This window comes from Actinospongiicola halichondriae, from assembly GCF_049103745.1.
Lineage (GTDB): Bacteria > Actinomycetota > Acidimicrobiia > Acidimicrobiales > Salinilacustritrichaceae > Salinilacustrithrix > Salinilacustrithrix halichondriae.
Map to the genome: position 1 here is coordinate 3,873,545 of NZ_CP171622.1, position 13,332 is coordinate 3,886,876.

The window sequence follows — 13,332 nt, forward strand, 5'->3', positions numbered from 1 at the left end:
GCCGACCCCCTTCGAGTCATTGCGCCAGTCGGCGACGGAACCACAACTGCAGCAGTGCGAAGTCGAGCACGCCGACGCCGATCACGACGGCGAGGATCCATCCAGTGGTGGTGAACGACACGGTTGTCAGGGCGATGGCCGTGGCCGCGACCCAGGCGAGGTCGCCGATCGAGATCACCAGGGTCGCGGTCGACAACGTTCGGGCGGAGCGGGCAGCGACGAGCGCGACATCGATCGCGAAGAGCACGAGCCCCACGCTGACGACTCGGATCCACGCGGTGCTGTCGATGCCCAGGGTGTCGGCCCAGTACGGCGCCGCCACGAGGCCCGCCACACCACAGGCGAACGAGGTGGAGGCGTTGGCCGCCAGCACGGCGCGGAGGCGCCGGGCCGACGGCTCGGACGATGCCCTCACCGGGCTGGCGTGGCTGCTGGCGGGTGGGGTGTCGGTTCGGTGCAGCGTGTCGGTCATGGGTCGATCCTCCCGACTCGAGGTAGGAGGCGCCATTACCCCTTCGGTAATCGCCGCACGCCGACACCGTCGTTACCGTGCAGCCATGGCCAGACCTGCCGTCGGTGACCTCTTGCGCGAGTGGCGGCACCGTCGCAACCGCAGCCAACTCGATCTCTCGCTCGATGTCGGAGTGTCGGCTCGACATCTGAGCTTCGTCGAGACCGGACGTTCGCGCCCCAGCCCCGAGCTCGTCCTCGCGCTGGCAGAGCACCTCGACGTCCCGCTGCGCGAGCGGAACACGATGCTCCTCGCCGCCGGTCACGCGCCTCGGTTCTCGCAGACGCCACTCGACGACGACGCCATGGCGCGGGTGCGGGTGTCGCTCCAGCGGATGCTCGACGCCCACGATCCATACCCCGGTGTCGTGATCGACCGTTCGTGGAACGTGCTGCTGGCCAACCAGGCGGCCTTTGCGTTCACCGAGGGTGTGCCCATCGACCTCCTCCAACCGACGATGAACGTGTTCCGCCTTTGCCTCCACCCCGACGGTCTGGCGTCGCGCACCACGAACTTCGTCGACTGGGCGACCTACCTGTTGCGTCAGATGCGGCGGACGATCCAGCTCACCGGCGACCCCGGTCTCGAGGCGATCGAGGAGGAGGTGCGTGCCTACCCCAACGTCGCGGCGCTCGATCCGCCGCCGGCGCCCGGCTACTGGGACGAACCGCCGCTGCTGGTCCCGTTCACGATCACGAGCGACGGCATCGAGCTCTCGATGTTCACGACGCTCACCACGTTCGGAACGCCGCGCGACGTCACGCTCGACGAGTTGGCGGTCGAGTTGTTCTTCCCTGCCGACGACGCCACCGACCGGGCCCTCGTGAGGGCTCGACCGGTGGCCACGTCGTCCTGATCAGCGGTTCCGCCGACCGATCAGGGGTTCCCGCCGGAACTGTTGGGGCTGACGCCGTGGATGCATCATCGGGTGAGGGCGATAACCAGCCCGAAACGACGGTCGTCCTGATCAGCCACCCAGTGCGTCGACCACGCTCGTGGCATCGCGACGGGAGGTCTTCGGCACCTCGAAGCGGAGGACCTGTTCGTCGTCCCCGTCCAAGGTCAGGGCGATGGTCGGGAGCTTCACGAGCATCACGCGCTTGTCGCCCGCGACGACGGCGGTGACTCGGTCCCGCTCGAGGCTCAGGACCACGCTCTTGGGTCGAGCCGCCACGGCGGTCACGTCGAGGAGGACGACACGCTGTTCGGTCACGGCGAGCACCAGGCCATTGGTCAGGCGCTGTTCGAGGTCGTCGGCGCTGTCCACCGACGCGGCGATGGCGGCGCCGAGGGCGCCGCCGGCGACTCCGCCACCGATCCGCGAGGCCAGGCGCATCGTGCCGCCGTCGAGTTGAGCCTGGGTCGCGGCGAGGATGCTCTCTCCCGGTCGGAGGTCACCCTCGAGTACAGCTCGCGTGCGATCGGCGAGGTCAGCCATGTCGTGTCTCCCAGTCCAGCGTCGTCGAGTCCCACCATCGCTGCCGGTCGCTAACCACGCCGTAACGGCCGGTGACCGGGCCGGGTCGCACGCCATCTAGGTTCTCCGACGATGGCGGATCTCTCGCGCGTCGGCGGCGCATCGTCCTCCCGCCACGAGCCCACTCGACTCGCGGCGACCACGCTCCTGCGCGGTCGTCTCGTCGGTCTCCTGCGCGGTCGCTTCGAGCGTCGTCTGACGGTGATCGAGGCCGGCGCCGGGTTCGGCAAGTCGACCTTGCTGTCGCAGGTCGTCCGGGAGAACCGGATCGAACAACACGGTGTGGATGCGCTGCTCCGCGTGGCGGACACGGACCGCGACCCGGCGTTGCTGCTCGCAGGGTTGGGAGCGGCATTGGGGATCACCGAGGGCGTGATCACCGTCGACCGCGTCGCCGATGCGGTGTGGGCGCTGGCCCCGGCCTCGGTCGCCGTGGTCATCGACGACGTCCACCGTCTCGTCGACGCCGAGGAGGCGTGCGACGTCCTGCGGCAATTGCTCGACCGGTTGCCGTCCAACGGACACCTGGTGGTCAGCGGCCGTCAGGTCCCCGCGCTGCCGATCGCCCGGCTGCTGAGTCAGGACGAGGCGGTGGTCGTGACCGAGGCGGACCTGTCGTTCACCGACGACGAACTCGTGGACATGGCCGAACTCCGGTCGATCCCGCGGGAGCTCGTCGGCGAGCTGCCGCGGTGGCCCGCGCTCGCCACCCTTGTCAGTGCCGCAGGTCGCAGCGCGTCGATCGACTACGTGTGGGACGAGGTCCTGCGTGCCCTGCCCGACGATCGGCGGCGACTGCTCGCCGCGGTCGTCCCTTTCGGCGAGGTCGACGACGACCTGGTCCGTGCGCTGGGGGGCGAGCTGTCGGCCGAGGAACTGGTCGAGGGAGTGCCGCTCGTCGAGGCGTCGGAGGACGGGTCGTTCCGACTCCACGACCTGTGGGTCGACGCGTTGGCCCGGACACTCGACGACGAGGAACGGAACGCCGGTCTCCGCGTGGGAGGAGCGATGCTCCTCGCTCGGGGCGACGTCGGTCGTGCGGCCGAGGCGTTCGCGCTCGCGGGCGACGAGGACGGTCTCACCGACGTGATCCTCGCCATCGCCCGACGGCCGACGATCACCGCCGACATCCCCGAGATCAACCGGGTGTACGCCCTGCTGCCCGAGTCGATGCACCGACGTCCGGGAGCCAGGTATCTCGAGGCGGCGCGTCACTTCGCCACCGACGACCTCCAGGCTGCGGCGGTCTTCGCTCAGGCCGCCGAGCAGGCACGGAGGTCGGGCGAGGTCGAGATCGAGCTGCTGTCGCACTGGCGTTGCACGCAGATCGCCGATCTCGACATCCCGGGTGGGCCAGACCTGCCAGCCCGGGTCGCCCAGCTCGCAGACGACGGCGTCCCGCTCGCTCGGGGCATCCGCTCGTTCATCGAGTCGCGTCGGAGTCAGCGCGAGGGCGACCCGCACGTCGCCATCGGTCTCATGGGCGGACTCGACGGCTTCGAGCCCGAGCAGCGCGCCATCTCCGTCGCGATCCGGTTCGTCGACCTGGGCCGACCCGAGGCGCTCAACGCGTCGCTCGACGAGGTCCTCGCCAGCGGTATCAGCGACGTCTACGCCGCGCAGGCGGTGTGGATGCAGGGACAGATCGATCCGGTGGACGCCTGGCCCTTCGCCCGCGAACTGCCGGAACGAGCGAAGTCGATCCCGCTGGCCACGGCGACCTCGTTGCGCAGCGTCGTGATCGCGATGGGCGTCGCCGCCGGCGCACACGAGGAAGTGGTCGCGCTCTCGGAGACGAACCGCCGTGCAGCGCGCAGCACCGTTCGACTCAACGAGCTCTTCGCTCGGGTCGCCGGCGGTCTGGTCGAGTTGGTGACGGTCGACGAGGACACCGCGGTGACCACGTTCGCTCGTCTGTTGGACGAGGTTCCCGTGGGGCGCTGGCCCGAGCGGCCGTATCTCTACGCACTGGCCGTCATCCGCGGGCTCCTTCCGGGGGGTGAGGTCCTCGACGAGTGCGACTTCGGGCCGTCGATGACGGTCGCGGTCGAGGCGGGAGCAGCCTTGGCCGCGCTCCGCTCCGGAGACGCCGCACCTGCTGCCGAACTGCCCTGGCAGTCGTCGACGCTGTTGCGGGTCCACGTACCGCCGCCCCTGCTCGCCGAGCTGGCGCTCGCTGCCGGGGCCGTCCCCGAGGCGGCGGAGGTGTTGCTGTCGCTCCCGCACCTGCGGACCTGGTTGCGACGGATCGCCGATCGAGCACCGGTGGGCGGTCCAGCAGGAAATCGACTGGCCAAGGCGGCGGCGACGAGAGTCCAGGCGATGCCCTCGCGTCCGCCCTTCGACGTGGCCATCGACCTCCTCGGCGGGCTCGCGCTGCGCCGGTCCGACGGGCGATCGGTCGACGGATGGAGTCGACGTGAACGGGTCCGGCACCTGTTGGCCTTCGTGGCGTTGGGGCGCGACGTGGCCCGGAGCGAGGTGGCGGCCGAGCTGTGGCCGGACCTGTCGGACGAGAAGGCAGCGGCCAACCTGCGGGTGAACCTGCACCACCTCCAGCAGGCGCTCCAGCCCGACCGCGGCGACGACCCCCCGTGGTTCCTCCAGACCGACAACGCCCGGCTCCGCCTCGTCCACGACGGCGTGGTCGTCGACACCGAACTGGTCGATGCCGCCATGGTCGCCGCGGTCCGCGCCGAGTCGGCGGGCATCCCGAGTGAAGCGTTGACGAACTACGAACGCGTGGCCGAACTCACCGTCGGCGACCTGTTGCCGGAGGTGTCGGCGGACTGGGTCGTGTTCGAGCGGATGCGCCTCCGGTCGATCGCCCATGCCGCAGCGTCCCGACAAGGGGAACTGGTCCTGGCGCGCGGCGAGCCCGAGGCGGCGATGGCCATCGCCGCCCGGGCCCAACGGCTCGACCCCCTGTCGGAACGAGCGCACCGCCTGTCGATCCGGTGCCACCTGGCACTCGGCTCGACAGGGGCGGCTCGAGATGCAGCGAAGCTGGCTCGCGAGACGATGCTCGACGCCGGGATCGCACTCGAGCGCGAGACCGAGGTCCTGCTCGCCCAGTTGGACGTCTGAGCCGACCCGCCGTCCGGGCTACCGGATGGCGGCGGGTACGACGCTCACCGATGACAACATGTCGGCGGTGCCGGCGGCGTAGGAATCGTCGCTGACGATCGAGACGATGAAGAAGTACTCGTCGCCGGCGTGCATGGAGACGAACAGTCCGTTGTCGCCGTCGGGGGTCTGGAGTTGGTGCAGGATCGCGTCCTGACCCCCGATCGAGGCGCTCTGTCCCTCGGTGAACTGGGTGCCGTCGGCGCCGAGCACGCCCTTGATGCCGTCGGTGAAGCGCTCGAGGTCAGGCACCGAGTCGGAGTGGGTGTAGTGGAGCAGCGCGAACGTCGCCGCACGTGGATCTGCGGCGGGGCCGATCACGAGGACCTGCTCGATCGCGTCGGTGTCGACCTCGGTCTCGCCTCCGGCCGGGGAGACACTGGGCTCGGGCACGACCGCAGTCGAGACCTCCCAGCCGTCAGGGATCCGCACGCCGAAGAATCCGTCGAGGAGGATGGCCTTGTCGCCCAGCAGGACGGCCGTCGGGTCGGCCTCCGCGCCCCGAACCGCATCCTCGGCCGGCTCGGGCTCCGGCTCGGCCAGCGTGGTGTCCGGCGCCTCAGTGGTCTCGGTGGTGTCGTCTTCGGTGGTCGTCGTCTCACGGTCGTCCGCGTCGTCGGCGCTCGAGTCGTCACCGCCGCAGGCCGCGACGAAGACGAGCGCGAACGCCGCCACGAGGTGGAAGAACCGGAAGGTGAGGGTGGGTCGCTGCATGTCGGCACGGGACCACGCCCGCGTTATCCAGCGCGAAACCGGCGGCTCGCCAGCACTCGACGATCAGGGTTCGAGCGCCTCGCGTGCGGTCTCGTCGATCGCCGAGGGGTGGGCCGAGAACTGCGACCAGGTCGGGACGCCCAGGTTGATCAGGACCATCTGCTGCCGGGCCCGCTCGATGATCTCGTCGCGCTCGGTGACATCGGCCTCGAGCAGTTCGGCCGTCATGTGCACCATCGTCTCGGCGATCAGCGAGGCCAGCATCTTCCGGTCGTCGACGCTCCAGTCCTTCACGAACGGGAAGGCGGACAGGTCGATCGACAACTCGTCGGCGAAGAGCTGGAGCTCGCGGCGGATGGCCTTGCGGATCCGCTTGACCCCGCCGTAGCGCTCCCGGGCGATGAACCGGAAGTGCAGCTTGTTCCGGTCGGTCGCCAGGACCACCGTCTCGACCGACCGGTTGATGGCGTTGGTGATGAGCGTCGGGTCGGCCCGCGCCTCGCGCAACATCTCGCGGAGCGAACCGAACGACTCGTCGACGAGCGCGAGCCCGAGCTCCTCCATGTCGTCGAAGTGGCGGTAGAACCCGGTGGGCGAGATGCCCGCTTCCTTGGTGACCTCGCGGCAGGCTGATCGAGTCGTAGCTGTTGCGGCTCAACAGCTTCAGCGCCGCGCGCAGGAGCGCCTGGCGGGTGAGCTCCTTGCTCTCCTCGCGGCTCGTGGACGGGCGCCGGCTCGACATCCCGTCCACCCTACGGCCGGGGCAGGGGCACCTTCCGAGCGAGGGCGGTCCCGGTGTAGGCGTAGCGATCGCCGGCTGCCTTGCCGAGGAACCGGAACATCTCCACGACCGCTTCGTCGTCGTCGGTGACGTGGCGGACGAGGTCGTCGACGCCGGGAATGCCCCAGTAGGGGTACATGCTCACCCCGCCGGTCTCGACGATCTCGAGTCCGAGGCCGACCAGCGTCTCGGCGATCTCGTCCGGAGTGAATTCCTGGATGTGTTGGTGGTTGGTGGCGAAGGGCGGATAGCCGAGGGCCTGGTTGACGATCTGGTTGACGCTGTTGCGGTTGGCGTAGGTCAGGAACACCTCGCCGCCGGGCCGGAGGACTCGTGCGATCTCCGCGAGCACCGCGCCGGCGTCGCGGACGTGTTCGATCGCGTCGATGAACATCACGCCGTCGAACCGCTGGTCCGGGAACGGCAGGTCGTGGGCGTCGATCGCTGCGTGTTGGATCCCGGTCTGGTCGGCATCGGCTGCGGCGGCGGTCCGCACCCCCCGCTCGGACAGGTCGAACCGGACGAGCCGTGTGCCCGGCTCGACGACGCCGGCGGCGCTCGACGCGCAGGCGACGTCGAGAACGTCGCGTCCGGCCCACCGACGGAGCACCTGCTCCGCCAGTTCGCGGACATCCTGGTGGTACGCCTGGTCGCGTCGCGTGGGGTACTCGTAGCCGCCGTCGTCGAAGAACTGCTCCTGCATCGCACGCAGATGCGTCGGAGTCGCGGCACCGAACGCCTCGATCGACGGCGCCGCGCCGATCGCACGGTCCGCTTCGTAGGGGTTGTCGGGGATGGGGTCCTCGGAGAGACCGTCGACCGTCATGGTGAACGACCGCAGGTGGTTCTCGTCCGGGGTCACCAGCGTGAGCCCCCGATCGGCGGGACCCAGGATCACGAACACGTCGTTGGCGAACGCCGGTGTCATCTCGCGCTGGAGCCGCTCGAGGAACCGTCGGGGGACCCACGCCAGCTCGCCCTTGTGGATCACCGCCCAGTCGAAGCGCGCGTCGGCCGTGAAGTTGGCGCTGACCCACCGCTGCACCGGAACCGGGAGCGCCCACCAGAACCGGTCGGGAGCGAGGACGGTGTCGTCGTCGCGCAGACGGGCGAGCAGGACTCCAGCCGCCTCGAACCAGGCCCGATCGTGGTACGGGAACGACATCAGCGACCTCCGCGACGCAGCCGACGACCGACTCCGGTCGCGACGTGGGCCAGCCTCGCACGCCACAACGGCGCACCGCGTCCGGCACCGTGCAGGCGTTCCATCCGTTCGGCGCGGAGCGCTCGCGGCAGATACGCCGCCTCGCGATAGGTCGCAGCCAGCGCAGGTCGGTCCATGGCCTCCTCGGTGGCGCGGAGCCACGACCGACCTCCGGTGGTCGGGACGGGGAGGTCGATCTCGAAGTACTCGTGTGCGGCGACGGCGAACCCGGCCAAGGCGATCCGCCCGCCGAGCCCGACGCGCCGGAACCGTTCGACGACCTCGTCCCAGTCGACCTCGGCGCGGAAGGCCGGTCCGAGTTCATGGAGGTCGTGGAGGGCGCGCAGCGGGAGCTCGAGCAGTCGGCCGCCGTCCTCCTGGAGTTGGGCGTGACCGAGCAGCAGGACCATCGCGATGGTCGGGTCGGGTACCCGGCGGCTCATCCCGTCGACGATCTGGACGCGGGCGCGGTCGCGGAGTTCGTCGGCCTGGAGCAGGCTGCGCCGGAACTCCACGAGCGGTTCGACGTGCACCTCGACCGATCCGAAGCGGTCGGGAGCCGACATCGGGCGGAGTTGGTGATCGGTCGGTTCGGCGTCGGCCGGAGCGTCCTCGGCCCGATACCCGATCCGAGCCAGTGCCTCCGCAGCGGCGTCGGCCAGCGACGACGGAACCAACACGTCGACGTCGACCATCTCGCGCGCCGCAGGGTCGGGGAGCAGGCCGGCTGCGAGCCAGTGCGCTCCCTTGAACGGAATGGCGTCGATGCCGGCGACCTCGAGCACGTCGAGGATCCGGTCGAGTTGGGCGCCGAGGTCGGCGATCCGTTCCGCGTTGCGGGCATGACGAGCCGACACGATCGCCAGCGGCGAGCGCTTCGCCGCCGCCAGGGCGGGCGGGAGGGCAGGGACGCCCTGTCGATGGAGCGCCGACCAGAGCCCGGACAGCAGTTGGTGCTGGGCGGCGACCTCGAGCAGCGCCGGCCACCCGACCGCCGGGTCGCCGATGTGCCCGGAGCGTCCGGCGAGGATGTCGGCGAGTTCGCGGGCAGCGGCCGTCGTCATGGCGAAGAGGACGTTTCGGCGGCGGACCTGGCCTCGGCCAGACGTCGCCGCATGCCGTAGACCGCGACGGCGGGTGCGAGCGCTTCGGCTGCGGCGAACGCCTCGGCAGCGGCCGACATGTCGCCGAGCGCGAAGTGACACAGACCGCGGAGGTCGTGGGCCCACTCGCCGAAGATCCGGGCGTCGTACGAGTTGCCGGAGCCGATGACCTCGTCCGGGGTCAGCGCCAGGATCCACCGCACTCGATCGAGCGCCGCGGCCGGCTCGCCGATCGCGAACTCGTGTCGGGCAGCGGCCAACTCCAGGCTCGGGGTGCGGTCGAAGCGATCGAGCGCGGCGGCGAGGACATCGCCGAGCTCGTCGTGTGCGTCGCGGTGCGCGAGCAGATGGAACGCCAGGTTCACGTGCAGCAGGAAGTCGTCCGGTTCCGCGGTGCCGCGCTCGGCGGTCATCGCGATGCCGCGCTGCCAGGTCTCGACGGCGAGGTCGCTGCGCCCCTGGCCCTCGTACACCCGGGCGAGGTGGTCGTAGAGGTACGAACGATGGGGGAGGCGTTCGATCTCGGCCAGCAGCATCGGTTCGTCGCGGCGGTGCTTGGCGCGTTGGTCGCCCTCGTACCCGAGGTGGTCGATCGTCACCAGGTCGAACGGTTCGACACGGAGCGCCTCGGCGGCGGCCACCGCGCTCACCGCAGGGACGATGGTCTCGTGCATCGCTCCGGTGAAGCGGATGTCGGGCCGGTTCCGCCACAGCCGGTACTCGCGATACGGCGTCCAACCGACCCGCGGCACGAACCGCACCAGGGCGGCGAGGCGGTCGTGGTCGTCGGCCAGCGCGGCACGTGCCGCATCGTGGTCGCCGCTGCGGATCCGTTCGTCGGCGTCGATGTAGAGCACCCACTCGCCGCGAGCGAGATCGAGGGCGACGTTGCGAGCGTGGGCGAAGTCGTCGCGCCACGGCTCGTGGCCGATGCGCGCGCCGTGGCGCTGGGCGATCGCGACGGTGTCGTCGACCGATCCGGTGTCGACGACGACGATCTCGTCGACGAGACCTCTCAGCGACGCGAGACAGCCGTCGAGGGTGTGGGCCTCGTCACGGACGATGAGCGCGGCCGAGACCAGCATGCGAGCGAGGGCCTCAGGGCCCCGGGCTCACTGGTTGGTCTGCAGCGTGGTCGACGTCTGGTTCGGCTGGGTGGTCGTCGTGGTGTCGGGCTCGGTCGTCGTGGTGGTCTCGTCCGGCTCGGTCGTCGTGGTGTTGTCGATCGAGTCGTCGGCGACACCCGTGTCGTCGCCGTTCCCACTGCTCGACGGCGTCTGCGCGTAGACCGCGTCGATGCCCGTCATCGTGAACGAGGCCACCGTCGGGACGACGAAGACACCGCCCATCGCCATCTTCTTGAGGAACGAACGCCGCTCTTCACCCACCGGTTCCAGCGCCGCGTCGAAGTCTTCACTCATCAGGGTCCACCTTCATCGATCCGATACCCGACGGAACGTTACCCCGGTTCGTCGACGAGCGCAGCAAGCATCTGCTCGAGGGGCCCACGGGTGATCGTCCGGCATCGGGCTCCTGAGGTCACGGATGCGAGCGCGGCGACGAGGTCGGCCTTCGACTCGGTCAGCACGAACGACTCGCGGATCAGGGGTTGGAGGACCTCCTGGCGGGCGCACTCGCGGACGTCGACCGTGTCGTCGCCGGCGTCGGCGAGCACCACGATCTCGTCCACCGGCGCGATCCGGAGGCCCCAGTCGTCGGAGACGAGGTGGGGATCGACGACCGACACCTCACCGATCTCGAGCGACCGGGCGATCTCGTCGGCGAACTGCGGCACCATCCCGTCTGCACCGCGCTTGACGTGGAATCCGCGCGGCACGGCGAGGCTGGCGCCGTCGCGGACGAGCACGCTCTCGTCGCCCTGGACGCGGCCGCCGGATGCGCAGAGTGCGAGCGCGAGCGTGGTCTTGCCGACGCCGGACGGTCCGACCAGGAGGAACCTGCGGCCCTCGACGTCGGCGGTGACGGCGTGGACCCGGATCCACCCGGACAACGAGGCGAACTCGAAGGCGCGTCGGTACATCCGGATGTAGACGGCATCGACGGCGGTCTCGACGTCGGGCGCCAGCGTGAGCCGGTCGCCCTCCTCGATCACTGCGTAGCCGGTGTCCACTGCCTCGAGCCGGTAGTCCATCGCAGCCACGGGCTCGACCGGATGGTCGACGTCGGGGACGAGCGCTCGGAGGCGGTCGATCGTCGACTCGTCGCCGGCGAGCGTCACGCGGTGCCAGAGCAGCTGGACCTCGAACCCGGCTATCGGAGCACTCCTTCGCCGCGGAGCTGTTCGATGCACGCCTGCACCTCGGCCGTCGGAGGAGCGTCGAGCGACCAGGCGTCCTGGACCAGACCGGCGAGGTCTGCTTCGGAGCGGGTGCCGTCGCAGAGGCCGAGGACGACCGAAGCGGTCGGGTTCAGGTAGTGCACGCGGTCGGTGTTGAGGTCGTAGACGACCATGCCGTCGTCGACCTGGTGCACGTCGAGCCCGTCGGCGAGCTCGGGATGTCGGTCACTCACGCCTGGTGGCTCCTCGGGGATGGGTGGTCATCGGCGCCGAGCACGATGCGCCGCAGGATCGGCGCCACGCTCTCGACGGTGTGGTCGCGGGTCACGGTAGCGAAGGCCGCGTCGGCGACCTCAGACCACCGCGCCGGGTCGTCGAACAGCGATGCGACGGCACGTGCCATGGCATCTGGCCCTTCGGCGACGACCACGTCGACGCCGTCGCGGAGCCCGAGCCCGGCGACGGCGATCGGGGTCGCGACGACGGGCCGGTGGTGGGCCATCGCCTCGAGCACCTTGATCCGTGTCCCCGCTCCCGCCCGGAGCGGGACGACGACGAGGTCGGCGTCGTCGTAGAACGGAGCGACGTCGGGCACCTGGCCGGTGATCTCGACACCGGGGCGGCCGCGCAGACGGTCGAGCCGGTCGTCGACCGCGCCGACGAGCGTCACCGTGGCCGTCGGGTGCTCCGAGCGCACCAGCGGCAGGACGTCGTCGACCAGTCGGAGCGCGGCGTCGACGTTCGGTTCGTACGTGAGGTTGCCCACCAGGAGGAGCCGGTTCTTCCGGGGCCGTTCGGCGGTCGTCGTCGGCAGGCGTGCCGCGTTCGGGAGCGCGTCCACTTCCATGCCGTAGCGCTCGGTCATGGCGTGGGCCTCGGCGTCCGATGCCGCGGTGAGTGCATCGGCGTCGCCGAACCAGACGCGGGCCAGGCGCCCGTAGGCATCGGCCTCGGCGTCGTCCCCGAGCTGGCGCAGCACGGTCTCGGCGTCGTCGTCGAGGTCGATCACGACCCGTCGAGCCCGCAGGGCCGCAGCGAGGCGGAGGCCCATCGGTGCCAGGTACTCGCGCATGGCGACGACGATCCGGTCGGGCGCATCCGCGAGGTGAGCCGCGACATCATCGGCGAGGGTGGGTGGGACTCGGCGGACGCGGTCGGGGAGTGGCTGCGTGCGGGTGAGTCGATCGCGGAGGAGGGCGTCGCCCAGTTGCGCCGACGTGTGGATCCGGGACGAGGCGACGTCGGTCGGCGGCTCGGCCACGACGACCTGTCGCGCCAGTTGCCGGGCCCATGGCGACAGCTCGGACGGTCCCGAGACCGGGACGACCGCCAGATCGACGGGTCCGATGGAGGCGAGGCACTCGAGCAACATCCCGGCGCGCATGGCGAGACCGTTGCCGGTCACCGACGGGGCGATCGGGGCGACGAGCGTGAAGCTCGTGGTCACGGGATCTCTACGGCGCGGAAGGTGGGGTCGTAGTTCTTGGCCTGGTGGGCCACCCCGCCCCACATGCTCGGTACGGCGCGGTGCTGCACCAGCGACGGACGGTGATAGAAGATCGGCGTCTTGCGGGCCGCGAGGTGGAAGATGCGGATGTCGCTCAGCCCGATGTGGGCCCGGAAGTTGTCGAGGATCCAGTCGAGCGTCGGTCGTGACAGGAGGATCGCCTGACTGCCGTACGTGAGCAGCGGGTCGACGATGCGATACGTCTCGCCGTCCTGCGTCGGGTCGAGCGAGCCGATGTCGGGGTCGTAGAGCGACGCGCAGAAGTGGTCGCCGGGCTCGAGGTCGACGATCGGTGGCCAGTTCTCGAGGTTGTGGAGCAGGTGCTGGTTGAAGTCGACGTCGTCCTCCAGGAACAGGAGGAGGTCCCACCCGTCGGCGGCGGAGGCTCGTTCGAGCACCTCTCGGGCGTTGTCGGTCGAGTTCGATCCTCCGACGGCGAAGCGGCCCTGGTCGATGACGGCGACGGGCGGGGTCGTCCAGTCGGTGCTCAACAGGCTCTCGATGGTCTGCGCACGGACGTCTCGTCGCGTGGTCATCGTCGAGATGTACGCCACGATCGCGACCGGCCGCATCGAGCGGAACCTACCCGGGTTGCGCGGATGGCAGGATC

General features: G+C 70.2%; 14 protein-coding genes. 2 read left to right on the forward strand and 12 right to left on the reverse strand.

Going from position 1 to position 13,332, the window contains the following annotated elements; all coding sequences use genetic code 11:
- Positions 1-16 precede the first annotated feature (16 nt).
- A complete protein-coding gene (locus AB8619_RS19185) occupies positions 17-472 on the reverse strand; it encodes a hypothetical protein (protein WP_436794232.1) in 456 nt (151 codons plus the stop codon).
- A gap of 85 nt (positions 473-557) precedes the next feature.
- Here AB8619_RS19185 and AB8619_RS19190 point away from each other — a divergent pair, with 85 nt between their 5' ends.
- A complete protein-coding gene (locus AB8619_RS19190) occupies positions 558-1,367 on the forward strand; it encodes a helix-turn-helix domain-containing protein (RefSeq protein ID WP_436794233.1) in 810 nt (269 codons plus the stop codon).
- A gap of 111 nt (positions 1,368-1,478) precedes the next feature.
- Here the strand turns inward: AB8619_RS19190 and AB8619_RS19195 are convergent, their stop codons facing one another.
- Positions 1,479-1,949: a hypothetical protein gene (locus tag AB8619_RS19195; RefSeq protein ID WP_436794234.1), complete on the reverse strand. Its 471-nt coding sequence runs from the start codon at positions 1,947-1,949 to the stop codon at positions 1,479-1,481.
- Positions 1,950-2,060: 111 nt separating this feature from the next.
- Here AB8619_RS19195 and AB8619_RS19200 point away from each other — a divergent pair, with 111 nt between their 5' ends.
- Entirely contained in the window at positions 2,061-5,075 is a 3,015-nt protein-coding gene (locus AB8619_RS19200; RefSeq protein WP_436794235.1) for a BTAD domain-containing putative transcriptional regulator, read from the forward strand.
- An 18-nt stretch (positions 5,076-5,093) separates the two neighbouring features.
- On the opposite strand, the gene AB8619_RS19205 is transcribed toward AB8619_RS19200, so the two are convergent.
- From AB8619_RS19205 to AB8619_RS19250, 10 genes are all read right to left on the reverse strand, one after another.
- A complete protein-coding gene (locus AB8619_RS19205; RefSeq protein ID WP_436794236.1) occupies positions 5,094-5,828 on the reverse strand; it encodes a hypothetical protein in 735 nt (244 codons plus the stop codon).
- A 63-nt stretch (positions 5,829-5,891) separates the two neighbouring features.
- Positions 5,892-6,392, reverse strand: a complete 501-nt coding sequence (locus AB8619_RS19210; RefSeq protein ID WP_436794237.1) for a TetR family transcriptional regulator — start codon at positions 6,390-6,392, stop codon at positions 5,892-5,894.
- Positions 6,393-6,580: 188 nt separating this feature from the next.
- Positions 6,581-7,774, reverse strand: a complete 1,194-nt coding sequence (locus AB8619_RS19215; protein WP_436794238.1) for a methyltransferase domain-containing protein — start codon at positions 7,772-7,774, stop codon at positions 6,581-6,583.
- The gene (locus tag AB8619_RS19220; RefSeq protein ID WP_436794239.1) at positions 7,774-8,877 is read right to left on the reverse strand and encodes a nucleotidyltransferase family protein; all 1,104 of its coding nucleotides are present in this window, start codon (positions 8,875-8,877) and stop codon (positions 7,774-7,776) included. The genes AB8619_RS19215 and AB8619_RS19220 overlap by 1 nt, the downstream gene beginning before the upstream one ends.
- The gene (locus tag AB8619_RS19225) at positions 8,874-10,001 is read right to left on the reverse strand and encodes a glycosyltransferase (protein WP_436794240.1); all 1,128 of its coding nucleotides are present in this window, start codon (positions 9,999-10,001) and stop codon (positions 8,874-8,876) included. The genes AB8619_RS19220 and AB8619_RS19225 overlap by 4 nt, the downstream gene beginning before the upstream one ends.
- Positions 10,002-10,028: 27 nt before the next feature.
- Positions 10,029-10,337, reverse strand: a complete 309-nt coding sequence (locus AB8619_RS19230; RefSeq protein ID WP_436794241.1) for a hypothetical protein — start codon at positions 10,335-10,337, stop codon at positions 10,029-10,031.
- 38 nt (positions 10,338-10,375) lie between these two features.
- A complete protein-coding gene (locus AB8619_RS19235; RefSeq protein ID WP_436794242.1) occupies positions 10,376-11,155 on the reverse strand; it encodes a hypothetical protein in 780 nt (259 codons plus the stop codon).
- Positions 11,156-11,187: 32 nt separating this feature from the next.
- Positions 11,188-11,448, reverse strand: coding sequence for a PqqD family protein (locus AB8619_RS19240; protein ID WP_436794243.1), 261 nt, complete (start codon positions 11,446-11,448; stop codon positions 11,188-11,190).
- Entirely contained in the window at positions 11,445-12,662 is a 1,218-nt protein-coding gene (locus AB8619_RS19245; RefSeq protein WP_436794244.1) for a glycosyltransferase family 4 protein, read from the reverse strand. The genes AB8619_RS19240 and AB8619_RS19245 overlap by 4 nt, the downstream gene beginning before the upstream one ends.
- Positions 12,659-13,294: a hypothetical protein gene (locus AB8619_RS19250; protein ID WP_436794245.1), complete on the reverse strand. Its 636-nt coding sequence runs from the start codon at positions 13,292-13,294 to the stop codon at positions 12,659-12,661. The genes AB8619_RS19245 and AB8619_RS19250 overlap by 4 nt, the downstream gene beginning before the upstream one ends.
- Positions 13,295-13,332: the final 38 nt, after the last annotated feature.